This is a genomic window from Reichenbachiella sp. MALMAid0571, from assembly GCF_040151475.1.
Taxonomy (GTDB): Bacteria; Bacteroidota; Bacteroidia; order Cytophagales; family Cyclobacteriaceae; genus CAXBNB01.
Genome location: NZ_JBDKWG010000153.1, coordinates 51,205 through 71,250 on the forward strand (window position 1 = coordinate 51,205; position 20,046 = coordinate 71,250).

At 37.9% G+C, this 20,046-nt stretch carries 12 protein-coding genes; all 12 read right to left on the reverse strand.

Annotated elements, in window-relative coordinates:
* Positions 1 to 410: 410 nt before the first annotated feature.
* Positions 411 to 1,229, reverse strand: a complete 819-nt coding sequence (locus AAOP42_RS23330) for an ion transporter (RefSeq protein ID WP_349531011.1) — start codon at positions 1,227 to 1,229, stop codon at positions 411 to 413.
* Positions 1,230 to 1,390: 161 nt separating this feature from the next.
* On the reverse strand, positions 1,391 to 2,902 hold the full coding sequence (locus AAOP42_RS23335) for a sulfatase family protein (RefSeq protein ID WP_349531012.1): 1,512 nt from the start codon (positions 2,900 to 2,902) through the stop codon (positions 1,391 to 1,393).
* Positions 2,903 to 3,023: 121 nt separating this feature from the next.
* Positions 3,024 to 5,567, reverse strand: coding sequence for an alkaline phosphatase D family protein (locus AAOP42_RS23340; protein WP_349531013.1), 2,544 nt, complete (start codon positions 5,565 to 5,567; stop codon positions 3,024 to 3,026).
* Positions 5,568 to 5,881: 314 nt separating this feature from the next.
* Positions 5,882 to 6,049: a hypothetical protein gene (locus tag AAOP42_RS23345; RefSeq protein WP_349531014.1), complete on the reverse strand. Its 168-nt coding sequence runs from the start codon at positions 6,047 to 6,049 to the stop codon at positions 5,882 to 5,884.
* A gap of 25 nt (positions 6,050 to 6,074) precedes the next feature.
* Entirely contained in the window at positions 6,075 to 6,206 is a 132-nt protein-coding gene (locus AAOP42_RS23350; protein ID WP_349531015.1) for a RagB/SusD family nutrient uptake outer membrane protein, read from the reverse strand.
* 186 nt (positions 6,207 to 6,392) lie between these two features.
* The gene (locus tag AAOP42_RS23355; protein ID WP_349531016.1) at positions 6,393 to 8,282 is read right to left on the reverse strand and encodes a RagB/SusD family nutrient uptake outer membrane protein; all 1,890 of its coding nucleotides are present in this window, start codon (positions 8,280 to 8,282) and stop codon (positions 6,393 to 6,395) included.
* A gap of 8 nt (positions 8,283 to 8,290) precedes the next feature.
* Positions 8,291 to 11,668, reverse strand: a complete 3,378-nt coding sequence (locus AAOP42_RS23360; protein WP_349531017.1) for a TonB-dependent receptor — start codon at positions 11,666 to 11,668, stop codon at positions 8,291 to 8,293.
* Between the two features lie 154 nt (positions 11,669 to 11,822).
* Complete coding sequence (locus AAOP42_RS23365; RefSeq protein WP_349531018.1) at positions 11,823 to 12,908, reverse strand: FecR family protein; 1,086 nt, start codon at positions 12,906 to 12,908, stop codon at positions 11,823 to 11,825.
* A 324-nt stretch (positions 12,909 to 13,232) separates the two neighbouring features.
* Positions 13,233 to 13,811: an RNA polymerase sigma factor gene (locus tag AAOP42_RS23370; protein WP_349531019.1), complete on the reverse strand. Its 579-nt coding sequence runs from the start codon at positions 13,809 to 13,811 to the stop codon at positions 13,233 to 13,235.
* 360 nt (positions 13,812 to 14,171) lie between these two features.
* Entirely contained in the window at positions 14,172 to 15,497 is a 1,326-nt protein-coding gene (locus AAOP42_RS23375; RefSeq protein WP_349531020.1) for an amidohydrolase family protein, read from the reverse strand.
* A gap of 91 nt (positions 15,498 to 15,588) precedes the next feature.
* On the reverse strand, positions 15,589 to 16,668 hold the full coding sequence (locus tag AAOP42_RS23380; protein WP_349531021.1) for a glycoside hydrolase family protein: 1,080 nt from the start codon (positions 16,666 to 16,668) through the stop codon (positions 15,589 to 15,591).
* A complete protein-coding gene (locus tag AAOP42_RS23385) occupies positions 16,658 to 20,038 on the reverse strand; it encodes a VCBS repeat-containing protein (RefSeq protein WP_349531023.1) in 3,381 nt (1,126 codons plus the stop codon). Before AAOP42_RS23385 ends, AAOP42_RS23380 begins: the two co-directional genes overlap by 11 nt.
* Between the last annotated feature and the right edge of the window lie 8 nt (positions 20,039 to 20,046).

Sequence of the window (20,046 nt, forward strand, 5' to 3'; positions counted from 1 at the left end):
TATCAGGTTCTATTCATGAAATGGATAATACCAGAGAACCTTATAAATTTCAAAATTACATCATGGTCTTCATGAAAAGGTTTGTATTTCAATCACCAACAGGGGGTAATTTCAGTAATCTTAATTACGCTTGATATTTATACTATAGGCGAGAGAAGCAATCGCCTAATTTCATCTTACTATAGTAAGTAAATAGTTTATCTGAATACTTCAAATCCTATCTAACCAGAAGGGCAAACCAGGTTTTCGTTAAGAAAAGAAGGTGTTGACGTTCCTTGATAAACTTTTCTCTGACCGAATCCGAAACCTCATTAACCTTAATGAATATTTCAACTCATTCTTTTAAGTTGTATAGGCCGATAAATCCCTTAAGCCCCTATGGATTTTTTGGATTTCCTTCAAACTCTTTCTTACTTCTGAGCCTTAATTTGTTCAAGAATCGCATCTACTTTCTTCTGTAGATTATCCAGTTTCTGTTGAGTATGTTCATGCTCATCATGAACAAAATCTTTCATATTTTGCTCTTCTTCCATGTTATCCTGATGATGCATTTCATTCATTGTGTTGACTACTATAGCAATGAAGATATTTAAAGTGGTATAAGTGGCTATCAAAATAAAAGGAACAAAAAACAGGTACGCATAGGGCATGGTTTGCATCATCGGTCTGGCAATACCGGACGACCAGCTTTCCAATGTCATAATTTGGAAAAGTGTGAACATTGAACTTCCCAGGTCACCAAAAAGCTCCGGGAATTCATTGCCATAGAGATTGGTTCCCAAAACGGCAAAAATGTAGAACACCACCATGAGCAGCAGTGATATCCAACCTATACTGGGTATGGACTTCAATAGTGCCTCAATGATCAACCTTAGTTTAGGAACATTATTAATCAAACGAAGTGTCCTAAGTATCCTTAGAGTCCGGAACACAGAAAATGGTCCCGCCGCAGGAACTATTGAAATGGCAACTATCAAGAAGTCAAAAACATTCCATGAATTGGTGAAAAATTTTAACCCAAAGGCATACATTCTCAAAACCAGTTCAATAATGAAAATACCCAGAATAATATCATCCAATCGTTCGAAAAAGTGTCCATAACTTTTCATCCAGGATGAAGAAGTCTCCATTCCAATGGTGATACTATTCAATACTATAAGAGAGATGATAAAATTGTGGAAACGATTTCCTTCCAGAAAATTTCCCAGCCTTTCACGGTGGTTCGGCATTTGCGGTATTTCGGTTGATCTATAATTCTTTCATCCCAAAATTAAGGCATACTTTGCAAACAGAAATTAATTTTCAATCAATATCTTGATTAATTTTAGTATCTATCTGCAAAGAAACAGGAAAACACCTATAAATGGTTGTCAACTAAAAGAACAACCTCTTACTCATGCACCCATTTCGATTTCCATGGGTCATTGGTTTCAGTTTGAAATGATTTCAATTTGGCTTTCATACTTTCCAACACCTCCCATGAGTTTTTATCGTTGGCCAAATTGGTTACTTCGTCAGGATCATTTTTCAAATTGTACAATTCGAATTGATCCCTAAAGGAATAAGCATCGACAGTCCTCTTGCCATAAAGCTGATCCTTAGATTTTAAAGTTGCCTGCCAGGTGGCAGACTTCCATAAGTCCGATGCATGTGGATACGGCAACTGATAAGCCACATTCCAAATCAATTTATAGTCACCGGAAATCAACGATTTCATAGGGTAATACATAGTGATTTCATGAAAAGTGTGGGACAAAAATGCTTCATTGTCAACCACAGGCTTCCCTTGCAAAATATCAACCAGAGAACTGCCATGAAAGCCATCTACATACATAGGGTTTCTTCCTCCGTTACTGTGCTTGGCAAATAAATCAGCTATATATTGTTGAGCTGGTTGCAATGCACCTCCAAGATCCAGAAGTGTAGGAGTGAGGTCTGCCCAGGTAATACTCTGCTCTCGCACAGTTCCTTTTTGAGTACCTTTTGCAGTCTTGATAATACATGGCAGTCTTGTCCCGGGCTGATATAGATTGGTCTTAGCTCCGGGAAATGCAATCCCATTATCAGAAATATATACCACCACAGTATTGTCCCATTTTCCACTTTCCTTCAGGTGTTTAATGACCTGGCCCACTCCCTGATCCATTCTGGATACTGATTCATAATATTCCACCAATTCTGCTCTGGTTTCCGGTCGATCAGGTAAATAAGATGGCACTATCACATCTTCAGGAGAAACTCTAAATTTCTTGATCCCCGGATAGCCTTCAGGTTTATTGCCAAATGCATCGGGTTTTAATGAATTGGCCTCCACAGTTCCTCCACCTCTATGAGGATCATTGGTGCAATAGTAAAGAAAAAACGGACTGGTGTCTTTACTATGAATAAACCCCTTTACACTATCAGCCATTGCCACACCATTTCTTCCGTTGGCTTCAAATACTTTCTGAAACTTATAAACTGACTCAGGACCTACGTGGTATTTCCCTACTCGTGCCGTTCTGTACCCACTGTATTCTTCCAAAAAAACAGGTAAAGACTTGACATGATCGTATGTACTAAAGTGGTTGTAAGAATGCTCATGTCCAAAATGTCCGGTAGCGTGATTGTACAAACCAGTGAGTATCACCGATCTGCTGGCACTACACGATGGCGTAGTACAATAGGCATTGATAAATCGTACTCCTTCGGAAGCCAGGTAATCAATATTGGGTGTTTGGATAGCAGTATTGCCATAGCATCCTGCATCCCGGGATCCATGATCGTCAGAAACTATGACCACTATGTTTGGCTTGCCGGGGATTTGATTTTCTTCAACAATGGTATTTTCTGTAGTAGATGTAGCACATGACCATCCTATCAAAACGACAAAAATCAATGCTATGAGGTTGAAATGTTTCATATATATCTTCGGTTTAATGTGCTTTAAGAATCCTTGAAGGATTCTTAAAGCTTACTGTTTTAACAGCTTCACCAATCTTTAAAAAGCTTAGTAAAGCGTGGATCGTGACTTTATAATAGTTTTACAATTTGACTACAATTGATTTCGAACCTTTCGCTTTAATAGATTGCACTGAAACAATGGTTTCAGCTTTACCCAAATCAGGTTCACTTACCACAATGGTATAATAGCCAGTCTCAAATACTCTGGCATCATAGCTCGACCCTTTGATTCTTAATGTATAAACTACTTCCCCTGACTTTTCATTCCTCACTTGTACCACTGGGTTCACTACACCTTCTACGTTAATAGTTGGAAGCCATGCTACCACTTTTCTATCGTAATTCTCTTCCATATTGATGGTCTTAGGCCATCCGGGATATTGACTGCCCGTGGCAGGATCGTTAGGATTTACGTACCTGGGCCAACATTCCATAGTGATGTTTCTGGATTTTTTAGACAACCTCAATATACCATAACCCGGCATACGATCATGCAATTCAGAAGGAAATACTCCTGTTTCTATTCCCGGATTGGTATGGGCAAATACAGTAACCCTGTTACCCAATCCATCCTTGTATTCTCCGGTGTACTCTTGCAATCCTTCTATGTGATTCACCGGATCCGTTAAAGGCATCCAGGCTCTCGGGTAAAAATTAGCTATAGACGGCACACAAAATGACCACCCGGCATCATTCTGATCATCAATACCATGATGAACAATAGTAGCCAAATGCTGGTCTCCTGCAAGCATAAAACCAAAACCTTTCCTGATGGCACTCAATGCTTTATTTCTACCTCTCTGTGGCCAACCATTGGAATCAAAATCCATAATTAAGTATTGCAGGTTTGGCCCATGGTGGGTTGCCATATTACCAAAAATGGTTTGTGACAATACCACTTTCATGTCCACACCTGACCAGTCTTGAGCCCAGTCGTCCAGAAAAGCCAATTGCCGATCTCCAAGTAATGTAGCCCCCTCTACATCAGCCATTTGTGGTGTGTAATTAGGATCAATTACATGGTCAGCCCTACCGGATTTTGTATCGGGAACCAGACCATTTGGCCCTGATTTAAATTTTCTATCCTCAATGATTGCAAAACTGATTCTGCCATATTTCATGTGGGTATAATATACCCCAATTCCCTGGCCAATAGGGGTGGGATCAAAAGCATCCGGCAAGTGGCTCACCTGAGTACGCTCTACCATTTGGACAAATTTTCCACCATGAACATAACCTCCCTTATCATCTTTATCTGTAATACGGCCTCCGGCACCCCAGACATTACCCTGATATACATCATGATCATCGGGCAGACAAATTGTGGGCAGGTCTTTCACAATGTCCCGATATGCCCAGCACCAGAGGTACCACTTATACATATAGTCCAATTCAATGTGTTTGATATCAGGACTGGTTGGATTGGCTCCTTCATACACCTGATCTCCACTGAAAAATAATAAGTCAGGTTTTTGCCTTGCCACATTTTGGACTACTTCATTGTGTGGAAACCAGATAAACCTGTCCCAATCAAAATAATTGGATTCCACTCCTCTCCTTACATTATGATTTCCTGTAAATCCAGCCACTACAATCTCTTCTTTGTTCACCGGGTCTTTTCTTACAATGCCCGAAAAATAGTATGGCTCGGGTTCGTTTATTTCCTGGTATTTTACACGGTAAGGCACATCTTCAGAAAAATCGAATCCTTCTACACGCATTAAAGCGGTATATCCGGGACTGATCACTTCGCCTTTAGCTACCTCTTTCCAGATATCCCCGGATTTAAATTCCAATATTACCTCTTGAGCATCCTTGCTGCCAATAGGCATTAATTGAGCATTCATTTTTAAGGTATTGTCTGTGAGAGTGTATTGAGTTGTAATGATTGGCCCTACATTTCTGCTTTTGTCAAATACAAACTTCTCTCCACTAACCTTCAGGTCATTAAACCAATACATGCCTCCATTTTCTCCCTTACCGGGATGAGAAACCAAAGCTACATTTCCAATAGCTTTTTCTTTTTCAATCACATACTCCAACTCCCCAACTCCTTCCACATCAACCAATATTTTATAGCCTTTTTCAACCCCACTTCCTTTAATTGTAAGTGTAAATTCCTTTGGAAGGTTTTCAAGAGTTTTTTCGATCAATACTCCGGTAGTATCACTTTCAAAATCCCTTATAAATAGTTTCTTATCGGCAGACACTCCAACAAACCAGCCCCCACCTTTTCCCGGACTGTGGTGAATCAAAGCTGCTGCTCTGTAATCTATCCCGGCACCTGCCCCGATAAGGAAACCGGTAGCAGCATCACTATTTACCTGCCCTTCATTCACCAATCCTGTTTTAACAGAAAGTGTGAAATCACCCGTCTCACTTTCCAACCTACCTTTCATCAAATGAACAGTTCTCATTGGTTTTTTTGCCCCGGATTCTATACATGTCAGTCTTCCATTTTTCACTTCCCAATCCTGTAGTCTGTTTGCCCAGAAGTCGCCCCCTGTCCAGGTTCGGTTTGTCACCTTTTCCCAACTATAATTGAATAAATTGGTATCGTTAGTGGTGGAGCATGATATTATAAATCCAAGGATGAACAAAAAAATGCAGATATTAAGCTTCATAAGTAAATGTTTAGTTTTAATAAGATTCAAACGATTTGCTTGTTTTCTAACTTAGGTAAATAAACGTCTGAATTACGGGTATAAATATATTCACAATTTAGCTCCTTTTATCCTTTTAAACCAAAATGTCTTTTTCTCGCATCAACAGAAATAATACAACACAAAGATTTTTTTTAATTTATGAGTAATAGCTCAAAACTCAACCTACTACTAATCTTGTTTATCGCATAGTAAATTTGAACCAGACAAAAAAGAGGTTGTTCAGTACAGCAATATACTGAATCAACCTCTTCTTAATTACAATATATTAAATGCTAATTTAAGTATCCGGGGTTTTCTACCAATTTTGGATTATCAGCCCTCTTTCCCAGGCCAAGGGCATAATAATAGTTTCTCTCTGTATGTGATCTTAATGTTCCCTTATCACCATCTGCAGTGGCTATTGTATAGGTATCCGCATCGTAATCGTACCTAAAGTGCATCCTATGACGCATTACACCGTCAAGTTCAGCTACAGCAATTCCACCTTCTCAAGTCCCAAAATACATGTGATTCAAAAGCCAATTCCACCCCTCTTTCCTGCCTTATTTTATCTTCCGTAATTTCTACTGAACTGGCTCTACCTCTCAAATCGTTCATCGTTATTTTCTATCTCACGATCTTTATATATTCCATTATTACTTCATTGGTGACATTTCAAGAACTCGCCAAAAAATAGCCTCCCTCAAAACTGCTTCGATACACTCTTAAATTTACTCATTGGTTTTCAGCTATCTGTGCTAACTTACTTAGAGATATTCTCCCATTCCCAGTATTAGACATGAACTATCTATTGTAACCTTCGTTTTGGGTTATTTTTTCACCACTTCTATTTATTTCTGAAGCAGGAATTGGCAAACGGTATAATTTATCATCCCAATTTCTTGGGTATTGATTTGCGATTGACCCAAAAGTAAAAGATAATGTACCAAACGCACCTCCTGGTTCATTTAATTGATGAGTAAGTACACTCCAATCCATGAATGATTCTACAATACCTTCAATTGGTTGACCAATAGTTTCAGAACCTATTTTCCATCTAAGAATATCAAAAAATCTATGATCTTCTAAGTGCAATTCAATTGCTCTTTCTTTTCTATAATCTTCAACTAATTGAACACCAGAACTTGTAAGGGCGGGCATACCAGATCTGGCTCTTACTTGATCCAAATAAATTTTAGCTTCAGCCTCTTGACCTAATGCAATTTTAATTTCAGCCATATTCAAATAAAACTCTGTTATTCTAAAAAATAACTGCATCTGAGGTACATCACTTGTTGTATTCCATCTTATGTTATTCCAATCTATAAATTTTAAAACATTATATCTTGTAATTGCATTTTTTCCAGGCCATCCAAATACTTTGTCAGCATATGTAAATCCATCTGATCCGAAATTCCAAGCCATTGAAAAACCAAAAGTTCTAACGCCTGTATTCCTATCCGGATAATTTGGATTTACAAAAGGTTCCGTATTCCAACTTACCCCTGTTGGGTCTGTAATACTTTCATAATTTTGTTGACGTCTAAATTGCACGGTTCCATCATCATACTTAAAATTAAATGGCCCAGAACCTGGATACATAATGGATGAATAAAATCTTGGGTCTCTATTTTCCCAAAACTTTTGGGGATCATATCCAGAACCTTCATCAGTTATCCTTTGACCATCTGCCATCTGAAACATATCTGCAAATTGTTGAGTCGGCATCATATGGTTCGATCCTAAACCACCAAAACTTGGCCACAACATAAAATTAATATCAGACTGATATATTCTTGATGTAGCATTATATGCCCTTGCGAAAATAATTTCATCTGATTGATAATTAGTTTTAAAAGGAATTTGTGTGTAATCAAGTGTCAACGATTTACCAGAATTCAACACAGCCATAGTTGCTGTTTCTGCTGCGGACCATTTTGACATGTCATTTCCCGGGTTGTTTAATGGGCTTGCCATGTACAAAAGCATTCTTGCTTTTAAGGCCTTTGCTGCAATAGGGGTTATTTTACCCATAACTTCAGGTGCTGATGCTAACTCTTCAATAGCCAAATTACTTTCAGAAACTACAAAATTTGCAACCTCGTCATACGTATTCCTGCCTATTTGTAAACTCTCCTCATCTGCGAAATCAAAAGAAGTAGTAACTAAAGGTACGCCACCATATAAACGGATTAAATCAAAATATAAATAGGCCCTTATGAACCGCATCTCTCCGTTCATAATTTTTATTTTGTCAGGATCAATTGTTGAACCTTCAATCTTTTCAAAATAAGAATTGATTGTAGCAATACTCGTATAATATGAACCCCATCCAGCGAAATTCTCAACATTGTCAGGTGATATATCACCATGAATATAATCGCGAAAGCCGTCCTGAAAGTTAATTGGATCAGGGTAATACCCTGAAATATTTCTACTCCAAAGCATAATATCAGTTATTCCATCGTATCCACCAAAAGCTGGATTTGTAAGTCGCCTTAAACTTTCATAGGTATTATATACCAATGATTGTGCTAGATTTTCATCGTTAAATACCACATCTTCTGAAAATCTATCAGTAGGTGTTATGTCTAAAAGTGTATCCTTTTCACAAGAAGTATTTAGTATACAAATACATATTGTGATTAATGACACAAACATTAAAAACGATTTGTTTTTTATTTTTTCCATCATGGTTTTATTTAAAATGTTATATCTACTCCTAAATTATACGTACTCATCATAGGATAAGCTCCCAACACTGAACTCAATTCAGGATCGACAGCACCATATTTATCCATATTATTGAATACCATAAAGAAATTATCGGCTGAAGCATAAATTCTAAATTTAGAAATATGTGCCTTTGATAATAATTTATTGTCTGATATTGTATATCCTAGGTTCAAAGTTTTAAATCTAAACCAAGATTTGGTTTGCATATTGAAATCCGAGGCAATACCAATGCTGTTTTGACCACTTTTAGGTAACTCGGCATTTGGATTCTCTAGGTTAAAACTATTTTCAGCAACATATTGTAAATTATTACCATGTGTAATATTAAAATCATTACCAAATTGCCAAAAATCCCCATAACTACCATTAAAATACATAGCTAAATCAAAACCAGCATAGTTAGCAGTAAATTGAAAACCATATTTAAGCTCCGAGTTCAAATTCTTTCTATACCTATCATTTGAATTTATAATACCATCTCCATTCTTATCCTCGTATTTTAAAAACCCAGCTCTAGCTTGCGAATAAGTAGCCCCCTCCAGTGCCTCATCATCGGTTTTATATATACCTACAGCATGCAATAATAGAGGGGATCCTAATGCATGTCCAGTAAGATTTTGATAGGCTGCTACTTCAGGGTCAGCATTAGGTACCTCATCAAAAAATGTAATTTCATTTTTATTTGTAGCTACATTTCCAGCTATCTTATAACTAAACTTGTTGATTCTATTTCTAAAACCTAATTGTAATTCAAAACCTTGATTCTTCATTGTTCCTATGTTTTGATCTGGTAATATTATACCAGTATAATCGGGAACTGAAAAATTCTTTTTAGCTAAAATATTTTCTGTAAGTACTTTAAAATAATCAAACTCAAGAAATAATCTATTATCTAAAAAACTCATTTCCATACCTATATCCGATGATGTAGCGACTTCCCATGTGATATCGGGATTTGGAGACCCTAGTTCATTCAACCCTTGCGTATTTGCATTATCAATAACAGCACCGTTTGTAATACCATAAGCACTTAAAAATTGAAAAGGATTTACTCTATCATTCCCTAACTTGCCCCAAGAAGCTCTCAACTTTACTTGTGAAAAAATATTTTTGGGCATAAATTCTTCTTCGCTAATTAGCCAACCTGCACTAACACCAGGAAAATATCCCCATCTTTTTGATGGAGCAAAAATTGCTGAACCATCTGCTCTGAAATTAAAAGTTAATAAATACTTTTTCTTGTAATCGTAAGAAGCTCTACCAAAAAACGTTTGAGTTGCTACATTACTTGATGAACCATCATTCTTAAAGAAATCAGTATCTGCAACGCCTGCAAAAAGTTCTGGAATTGCGTATGTATTATATTCCGTTCTTCCTGCATACAAGTTGTTACTTTTAAAGGTCATATCCTGATAAGCAGCAAAAACCGTAACTGAATGCGCATTGTTAAACAAATGATCATAACCTATTTGAACATGAAGTGTATTTCTTACATTTTGATCAAAATAATCATGTACTCCATAAGTCCAAGTCCCAGCCAATATAGATGGTATTTTTTGAATCTCCCCCGTGATTAAATCTTTTCCAAAATAGTGGTATGGGGTGACAAGGTTCTTTCTAAATGTAGAAGTGTGTATCTTTGAGATAAATGTACTTACGTATAATCCACCAGTATTCGGAATAAGGTATTTCAAATTAACTTTACCGTTATATATCTTTGTGTCCCATTTTTGAAAACCTTCACTTAATGATACTGCCACCGGAGACCAGTAAGCATCTCCATTTGTAGGTAAATTTATATCATCATCAATAAATGCTTCAAATGTAGGATTCATATTTGAAGCTAAATCTAAACCAGCACTTGTACCATAAGTGTTTACTCGTGAAGTCTTCGATCTAAAAGAGAGATCCAAACCCATTTCCAATCCTTCAAATAAATTAAAATCCAAATTAGTCCTGATGTTATTCTGATCGTTTTTAAATTTATCATCATTTACAAGAGCAGAATTTTGGTTTGCTGTACTTGCACTAACAAAATATTTAACTTCTTCTGTTCCTCCGGAAATTGTAATATCATATTTTCCCTGATATATAGGTAAGTCTAAATAGGATTTCATCCAATTGGTACTGGTTTTTCTTCCGGAAGTAAACTCGGCAATATCATCATCCGAGTATGTTGGTGAAAGCCCATCTAACACTTCTTTATCATTTAATGCCTTCATAAAAGAAAGTGCATCTGCTAATTTAGGCAATCTCGTTGGAGACTGAAAAGAGCTTGAAGTTGTAATCCGTACCTTAGTTTTACTAAGCTCCCCTCTTTTAGTTGTTACTACAATAACACCTCCAGATGCTTGCATTCCATATATAGCTGCTGAAGCATCTTTCAATACTGAAATAGAAGCGATATCATTTGGATTGAGCCTATTCAGCCCTTCAAAATCTGCACTTGCCACTCCATCAATTACTATTAATGCTGCATTGTCTCTAAAAGTATTTGAACCCCTAATATTAATTACAGGATTACTAAAACCTGGTGAAGCAGCTGTTTGTACTATATTTAGCCCTGGTAAAAGACCTTGTAATGAGTTAGTCAAATTAACAGATGGTGTTTTAGTAGCCATACTGCCCTCGATTTGGACAATGGCACTGGTAAGCTCGGTTTTTTTCTGGGTACCATAACCCACCACCACGATATCCTCCAGTTGTTGTGCATCCAGTTCCATCTGTACATCGACCACCGATTGGTTATTGACCAGGATTTCGCTGGTTTTGTAGCCAACGAACGACACTGTGATCAGCGATTGCTCTGATACGGTCAGTTTGTAATTTCCATCCAGGTCTGTAGTGGTTCCAGTCGTAGTGCCTTTTGCAACAACAGATGCACCTGGCAGGCCATCACCGTTTTCATCGGTAATTTTACCGGAGATTTCCACATCGGCTAAAACATCGATAAACTCTTCTAAAAATGATCCTTCGGAATCATTTTTATTTACCTGTATGGTTTCATCCACACGTTTAAAACTCAAACCTGTGTTTTTCGAGATATACCTTAGCAGGTTGGCTAGGGATTCTTGCTCGAATGAAGCGCTGATCCTTTTATTTTTTTCGATGATGCTCCTTTTATAAGCAAAAGAAAAAGATGTCTTGCCTTCAATCGTGGTGAATACATCCTTGATAGATGCCTCTTTCATTTCCAGTGTCAGGTATATGTTTTCAATGCTCTGGTTCTTTTGAGCATCTACTTCACTTGCAAGTAAGAAGGTAAAAGTGAGGCACTGTACTAAAAATCCAATAATAGCAAACTGTGACATAAGGAGTAGTTGCCGTATAAATTTAAATTTCATATTTTTACATGATTTGGTGAATAGTTTATTTCATCAAAGACCTTTTGTGATTGGTAGTATTTCTTTGTCCGCCAAGATTTTGGATATACTTCATCACATTCGAACTTATCGCCAGTTGTCTTCGGATGACTGGCTTTTTTTGAGTATTATCTTTTCAATTGATCCCTCCTTTCTTTTTTAATAAATTAATCCGAACTGTTTTATTGTCAATCTCAAAATCAAACCCGTAGGAAAAGCTTACCGCTTCCAATACCGTTTCAAGACTTTTGTTTTTATACTTTCCTCTGTAATCCTTTCTTTCAATAAATTTTTTATTCTTCCATAGGTCATTGTCTATAACAAAATCAACCCCATACCACCTTTCTAAGGTCACCATGAGTTGTTCGAAGTTTACATCTTCAAAATAGAGGGTTTTATCAGTCCATGCCAGTACCTTTTCAGGATCAAAATTTGACTTTAAAATAGTCTTTTCAGCCTTTCGATACGACACCATATCATTGGGTAAAAGAGCTATAATATTTTGAGATGGGGATGAATTATTGGTCAGTGACACTTTTCCAGAAACCAGTGCAACTTCTATCTCATTTTCACCTTTATAGGCTCTGATATTGAATGAAGTTCCCAGCACGGTTGTATTGATATTTTCTGTATTGACAGTAAAAAGCCTAAGCGTATCTCTTTTGATATCAAAAAAAGCTTCACCCTCTAATATCAATTTTCTGGTATTGCTTTTCTGATCTTCATAATATTCAATGGTAGAGCCTGCATTCATCATCACTTGAGAGCCATCCGGAAGGTACACTGTAGTTTTTTGCCCCATAGGTGTGGACTTGGTGAACTGATTGGCTTTTGCCAATTTTATTTCTACCTCCGGATCATTTACTATTTCAGTTAAAATAAAAACAGTACCAATCAAAAGTGCAATTACAGCTGCCACCTTCCACAATTTCCAATTTGAATTCTTTTTAATACTGAATTCTTTTGGTTTATGATTTTCATCAATACTGGACTGTAGTTTTTGCCATACTGATGCTATGCGCTCATCCGGCTCAACCCCAATACTATCATTTCGAAGCATCAAAACAATCTGTTTGGCTTCTTCCATAGCTTCAACTTTATCTGGATTGTTCTGACGATAACGCTTCCATTTCTCCAGTGTCTCTGCATCAGGATCAATGACCAACTTGCAGAAACTGTCATCATACATGAACTCCTCTACATTCTCTTTTGACTTTGCCATAAGAAATTTTAGTGCTTTTTGATATTCTTTATTAGTGCTTTTTGATATTCTTTAAATAAGTAATGGAAGGATTCTGAAAACAGTACTCACTTTTTCATACTTTTTTTAAAAAAAAGTTGAGAACTACAGGACAAACGCATTTAAAAATTCCTACTATCCCCAGACTCCTGCCTGCCGAGGCAGGCAAGTGTTCTGGAGTCTGTTAGAGTTGACTGTAATTTCAAGGGATACCGCAACGAGTGCGGTAAGGTGGTTTTGTTTTTAAATGCGGTTGCCCTGTTGAGAACCAGGTTCTAATAGTCTGAACAAGTAAAAGATTACCACTTACCAGGGCATGCTGATATCGTGCTGTTGGAGGTATTTTCTGATTTTGGTAATGGTTCGAAACAATACATTTTTAACCGATTGATGCTCCATGTCGAGTAAATCAGCGATTTCACGATTTTTCAGTCCTGCATAAAATTTCAGATGTATAATCTCTCTTTGATTGTCATTGAGTTGTAACAAAAGGCTTTCTACCAGAGACTGGCGTTCCTTATCGGTTTGTTTGTCGATAATTTGATTTTCAACAGACCTGGCAAAGCCACTGACGTGACTTTCCTCATGTGAAATATAATCCTTTTTCTTTCGAAGCGATTCGGTTATCTTCCTTCTCAGAATTTTAAAAAGGTAAAATTTGATGGAATCAGTTGATCCGAGTCTTTCACGTTTTTTCCATAGTTCAAAAAAAAGATCGTGAATACAATCTTCCACCATCTGATGATCCTCAGATATTTTTCTTCCATAGAGCATCAACAATTTGGCATAGCGGAAATACATATAAGAAAGTGCTGACCTGTCGCCAGCCTTAAAGTCCTCCCAAATGGAAGCATCATCCTTATTTGTATAGTTGGAAGAAAACATGTGATAGCTTATCCTTTGCTCGATTCAAAACTAGATTGCCTGAATTTCACAAATATATGCAAACTTGGATATTGCGATCAATAAAGACAAGATCGCTACAGGGCAAACGCATTTAAAAAATCCTACTATCCCCAGAACACTCGCCTGCCGAGGCAGGCGAGTGTTCTGGGGTCTGTTAGAGTTAACTGTAATTTTATTAGATACCGCAACGAGCGCAGTAAGGTGGTTTTTGTTTTTAAGTGCGTTTGCCCTGAAGATCACCAATGCGATTCCCAAAATATCAGAAGTAGCGGAAACAAGAAGGCGTTGATCAGGCTTTTCTTGATGTACCGGGAGGTATTCTTTTACACAAAAGAGTGATCAGTTCTCAACAAAAACACCATTCAGCATCACCTTTTTAACACTGGCTATAGATTTGATATCTTCCAAAGGGTTTTCAGCTAATAAAATCAAATCTGCCAGTTTTCCTTTTTCAATACTTCCAAGCCTCTTATCCACTCTGAAAAACCGGGCATTTTCCATGGTAGCTGATACAATGATTTCCATATTGCTTAGCCCTGCCTCTTTCAGCAATTCCAATTCCCTATAATAAGCATATCCATCCTCTGCGTAAGGCACCCATGTATGTGAACCGACCACTATTTTAACCCCACGCTTTTTTGCCACACCGACGAACTTTACCATATTGGCAAACCCATTCACTTCTACACTATCGCCCTTGTCAAATTGCTTTTCAAACACCGCCAATGTAGGACTGAGAAAAGTCTTTTGATCTGCCAGCAATTGCATCAGTGGTTCAACCGCACTGTTCTTTTCCAAATTTAAAGAATTCCACACTTCGTATCTGCCTCGCTCCCTCGCCTCATTATCTGACGCTATCAACTGCTTGTACTTTTCAGTTTCCCGCATAGGCAAAAGCACAGTTCCAAATGAAGTCACATGCTCGATTCCATCCATACCTGCTAATATTGCATCAGCAGCATTTGTTGTTTCCAAGTGACCAGTAACAGGAATTCCTCTGTTGTGAGCAGCATCGCAAATAGACTTTATCATACCAATGGATAAGCCGTAATAAACTTTAATAGCCGTTGCACCATTATCCGCAAACCGATTGACAGCCAATTCACCTTCCAAGGCATCCTTGATTAAATAACTATTATCGGGATGGGCAGGTGGGTAAGTATCAATATGTGGCCCGGTAAGAAATAATCTTGGAATGTCTTTTTTTGTATTTCGAACCGGATCGTAATAATTCATCCAGGCACCCGGATCTCTAACTGAAGTCACCCCTCTTTTCAGATATTCTAATGCCATCAAAGTATCGTACCCATTGTGGTAATGAGCATCGATCAATCCCGGCATGAGTGTCATTCCTTTAGCATCCAAAACTTTCATGCCTGATGGAATATCGTTTTGTCCTTGCACCCCAACAAACTCGATGGTATTTCCATTTACGATTACCAATGAATTAGAAACCGGATCCCCTCCATTGCCATCTATCAGCATAGCTCCTACAATGGCGATACTTTCACTACCCTTTTTGATCTCTCCTTTGTTGGTAGCATAAATGACCTTAACATTCTGATCGGGAACAACTGATATAGATGATTCTTCAATCCGATCAGAACAAGATGCAAATATGGCTAAAGAAAAAAGTACAAGTAACTTCAATCGTGTCGCTTTCATTTTATTGATTATTTATTGCTTGAGTTTCTGTATGGTTTCAGTTTTACTTAATATACTGCTTTTTGTCAAGTAAGTACGTATGATACTTTAATTACTCTGGCTTATTAGCTGGCAGCCATTCCAGTTTCGCTATTCTGATACCATCCAAAGTTGGGTTTAAGGCAGCTATAAAATACTCTCCCTGAAAAGTAATTATTTCTGGTGCAGCAATTGGAAGTTCTCCTACCAAATAGTTGTCATTGCCCACTCCAAAATCAAATGGATTGAGGGATGCATATTGAGAATTCAGGTTTTTCTCTCCATAAACATGGTTTCTAAATAAGTAATAATACCCATCCTTTTTTAATACGAAAGGGCATTCGGCATCTCCCCCAAACCACGGCCCTTTACCTGCTTGTGATCCTCCCGCTGAAACAACAACAGGCTCACTCCAATTTTTGAGATCGGCTGAGGTACGGCAAAAAATGGCAGTTATGTATCTTTTCTTTACCTCTTGCCCATTTTCCTTCACAACTTTTTCTTCATTGGTGTGCCCTGTATAATAACAATAGAATAGTCCATTTTCGACAAAAACCATAGCATCCCGTGTATTGTAGTATGGGCCTGAGAAAATATCCGGTTCAGGATCATTCACTCTTGTAAAGTTCTTACCGTCCTGACTAGTCGCAAGACAAATCCTGTTCCAATCCCCGTAAAACATATAATAGACACCATCCTTTTGAATCACATAAGGAGCTTGTAACCCTCCCGATGTTTCTCCTAATGTAGTATCAGCCTCCATTGCTATGCCCATAGGTTTCCAATTTTTATCGGTAAGTTTTTTACCCTCCCAACGATAAAACACCCTTTCTTTGGTTCCTGCTTTAGTATGCCTTATACATGACCATATCTGCCAGGTACCATCGGCTGCCTGCCATATTCCAAAGTCCACCGGTTGCTGTTTTTTTGTGGTATAATCTCCCAAATCGGGATTTCCGGCTACCTGCCACCATTCTCCGCCTATCGTTGGTTTGAGTTGAGCATTACTATTCTGGCAATAGAAAAAAACGATACAGCAGTACAATACAATTCTTAATTTCATATTCTTTAAAAAATAATTTAATACCTCACTTAACTTATAGTCAGCACCTTGCTGATTGAAAAAATCACATACTCTTTTTTTATTTCTCATTTATCTCAAATATTGTTGATACTTCATTATTTAAAACAGCCATTACAAATCGCTTGCTTCCCGATTTTATGGTTTTAAGTTTTTTCACATCTCCTAACAAGAAAAAGCCACTTTTTTCTGGTGAAATTGGCTTGAAATCACCCTTTCCATTTCCTTCCAAATACAGCCCAACTCCGGCATCATTTCTTGTGGTTTCTACCTCAGTAGGATAAAGGTTTCCCGCAATTACCAAATCTAAGTTTCCGTCTTGGTTAAAGTCTTCCACAAGAATATCGTTGACACTGGAAACCTGAGCCTCTACGGGTAATTGCCTCATTAGAAACTTTCCTTTGCCTTGATTTTCCAGAATCACACTTGCAAAAGTCTTTGCTTTATAGTGAAGGGCAGATGCCAGGTTTGTTTTTCCATAAACATCCATTAAAGTAGCTTCAGCAAACACATTATAGCTTTGAAAGCGACTGGCGATTATGGGTATTTGCTCCGATGAGCATGACCTTCCCCTGAGTGGAAATTGCTTGCCAAAATTGTAGTAACTCAATACTATATCGTTGCTCCCATTTTGATCAAAATCATCATAATGTACTTCAAATGGCTCTTGAATCGAAGCTTTGTATTTGTGGTTGAGCCCCAAATTACCAACCACTAAATCCTGATCGCCATCGCCATCTATATCTTCCGCTTCTATACTAAACCACCACCCTTCTGAATTTGATATGCCCATTTGATCGGTGATATTCTGAAATCCTTTTCCTGTGTTTTTTATAAACGTGATGGGCATCCACTCACCCAAAAGCATCAAATCCGTGAGTCCATCCTGATCAAAATCTATCCAGGTTGCATCAGTCACTAAGCCAATATTTAGTAAATCTTTGGCAATGGTATTGGTCACATCTGTAAACACTCCTCCATTGTTGTTTAATATCCTGCTTGATGCAGGTGAAGGATAATTCCAGGGCGTATGCCTGCCTCCGATGAAGATATCTAAATCCCCATCCGCATCATAATCGAATGGACGTACACACGAACCGCTCTCAGTGAATTTTGGAATGGATACATTGCTGTAAGTGAACCCACCTTTTCCATCATTGATATATAGCCTGTCCTGATAATTAGAACTGTTTTCCGGCCATTCATTGCCACCACTTACCACATACAAATCCTGATCACCGTCATTGTCGGAATCAAAAAAAACGGCATCTATATCTTCAAACTCTTTAGAAAACAACCATGTATTGCTTGATGTTTGATCGAAAGCACCCTGTTTGTTTTGTAAATACAAAGTTGGCAACTGTCCTGAAGCCCCACCGATAAAGACATCTTCCAAACCATCAGCATTTACATCCGCAACGGCCAATGCCGGGCCAAACTGAGATAACTTATGTGGAAGTAATACTTGCTTTTCAAAATCGTCAAAATGATTTTCCATATGCTCATGGGTGATCTGATCGTTCTTAGAAAAGAGTGGATTGTAAGCCGATTTATCAGCCTCTATATCCTTTGCTTCATTTATATCAATTGAGATCAGCTGATTCGGAGTTACGTTTTTCAGTAGTGAACCCTGAGCGTTTGGCCATACTATTTTAACACTGTCGATTATGGAATTACTGACTAGTCCAAAATGTGCTACCTGCTCACTGGTGGAATACATGCCCCGTACAGAAGTGAACTCATATAGTTGCTTACTATTTTGTTGAAACAACTCAACCCTGGCACCCAATATCGGCTGATTATTCTTATTATCGGTCAGCTTTACCCTGAGGTATCCACCTGAAGAGATTTCATTTGCGTTGTTTCGATATATGTACGTTACATCGTTCACATTGCTCACTACCAAATCCAGATCACCGTCATTATCTAAATCGCCATAAGCACAACCGGCTGAAAAAGTCTTCTGGTTCAATCCCCAAAGTTCTGACACTTTTTCAAAAACATGCCCATTCATGTTTTTATAAGCGTAATTAGGCATTTTGACAGAAGGAATATGACTGAGCGTTTTTTCTAAATCCAATATATCCCAAATACTCACTTCACCTGCATCTGGATTATTTTGTATGAAGTCTTGCACTACTTGGCTTACATACTTAGAAACAGCTTTGTCCGAATCTGTATTTCGGATGTCACGCATGAGGCCGTTGGTGACATAAATGTCTTTGTATCCGTCATTGTCAAAATCAGCAAGCACATTTGACCAACTCCAATCAGTACTGGATACTCCGGCCATTTGGGCTATATCACTAAATTGGGGTTGTCCATCGAAACTCCCCAGATTCAATTGCAGGGTATTGAACATGTATTGATAATGCCCTCCGTTTTCTACTATGTCATTAAATGACTTTGGATTCATTCCACTCATGTTCGACTTAAGTCGGTAATTGTCTTCTGCCACCATGTCAACGACCATAATGTCAAGGTTGCCGTCATTATTGATATCCGCAGCATCTACTCCCATACTGTAGTAAGAAATATGGCGCATGGACTCATCTATTACATTCGTAAATGTGTTGTCACCATTGTTGATGTATATGCAATCCGGCGCTTCAAAGTCATTGCTGATGTATATATCCTGCCATCCATCATTGTTGGAATCAAAAATGGAAACACTATTGGCAAATCCAGACTTTAACAACCCTGCATCTGAAGTGACATCTTCAAAAGTTTCGTCTCCGTTGTTGCGGTAGAGCCTTGGAGAATATTTTTTCTGTTTCAGGTCTATGTCGTACAAATCAGAAAAATTCCCTGGATTTGGAGGTTGATTAAGTAAGAAGATATCTAAAAACCCATCTTTATCATAATCCAGAAAAGCAGCATGCCTTGTTCTGGCACTATCATCTAATCCATAATCGGCAGCAAATTCTTTAAATGAAACCTTGCGATTAGGATTGTTTTTGGTGGTATTGATATATAACTTGTTTCTGCGTAATTCGGGTTGGTTGTCATAAAGCTCCCGTGTGACATAGACATCCTGCCAACCATCATTGTTAACATCCCCAACGACCACTCCTGAAGACCAGCCTCCATTGTCTTCTATTCCTGACGAATTGGTTACATCAACGAATTGCATTTGTCCCTCATTGATATAAAGACGGTCGCTCACCAGGTTTCCCGCAAAGAAAATATCCAATAAGCCGTCATTGTTAAAATCGCCTAGCCCCACACCTGCCCCACCATAATAATTTGAATAAATCAAGATGTTGTGTTCTTTGGTGTCAACTATTTTGTTGTTGAAATCAACTCCTGTTTGAGATGGATTGAGTAAGCTGAACAATTCCGTTGTAGTCTGAGCAGAAAGATTCATAGCAACTAAAATTACGAGAATGGCAATCATAATCACTCTGGTAAATTGGTTATATGTATCAGCAGTATTGTTCAACTTGATTT

Bases quoted from the DNA above. Each gene is read 5' to 3' on its own strand.
- AAOP42_RS23360 (WP_349531017.1), bottom strand. From the start codon at position 11,668: ATGAAATTTAAATTTATACGGCAACTACTCCTTATGTCACAGTTTGCT.
- AAOP42_RS23365 (WP_349531018.1), bottom strand. From the start codon at position 12,908: ATGGCAAAGTCAAAAGAGAATGTAGAGGAGTTCATGTATGATGACAGT.
- AAOP42_RS23370 (WP_349531019.1), bottom strand. From the start codon at position 13,811: ATGTTTTCTTCCAACTATACAAATAAGGATGATGCTTCCATTTGGGAG.
- AAOP42_RS23345 (WP_349531014.1), bottom strand. From the start codon at position 6,049: ATGCACTTTAGGTACGATTACGATGCGGATACCTATACAATAGCCACT.
- AAOP42_RS23340 (WP_349531013.1), bottom strand. From the start codon at position 5,567: ATGAAGCTTAATATCTGCATTTTTTTGTTCATCCTTGGATTTATAATA.
- AAOP42_RS23330 (WP_349531011.1), bottom strand. From the start codon at position 1,229: ATGCCGAACCACCGTGAAAGGCTGGGAAATTTTCTGGAAGGAAATCGT.
- AAOP42_RS23350 (WP_349531015.1), bottom strand. From the start codon at position 6,206: ATGAACGATTTGAGAGGTAGAGCCAGTTCAGTAGAAATTACGGAAGAT.
- AAOP42_RS23375 (WP_349531020.1), bottom strand. From the start codon at position 15,497: ATGAAAGCGACACGATTGAAGTTACTTGTACTTTTTTCTTTAGCCATA.
- AAOP42_RS23335 (WP_349531012.1), bottom strand. From the start codon at position 2,902: ATGAAACATTTCAACCTCATAGCATTGATTTTTGTCGTTTTGATAGGA.
- AAOP42_RS23380 (WP_349531021.1), bottom strand. From the start codon at position 16,668: ATGAGAAATAAAAAAAGAGTATGTGATTTTTTCAATCAGCAAGGTGCT.
- AAOP42_RS23355 (WP_349531016.1), bottom strand. From the start codon at position 8,282: ATGATGGAAAAAATAAAAAACAAATCGTTTTTAATGTTTGTGTCATTA.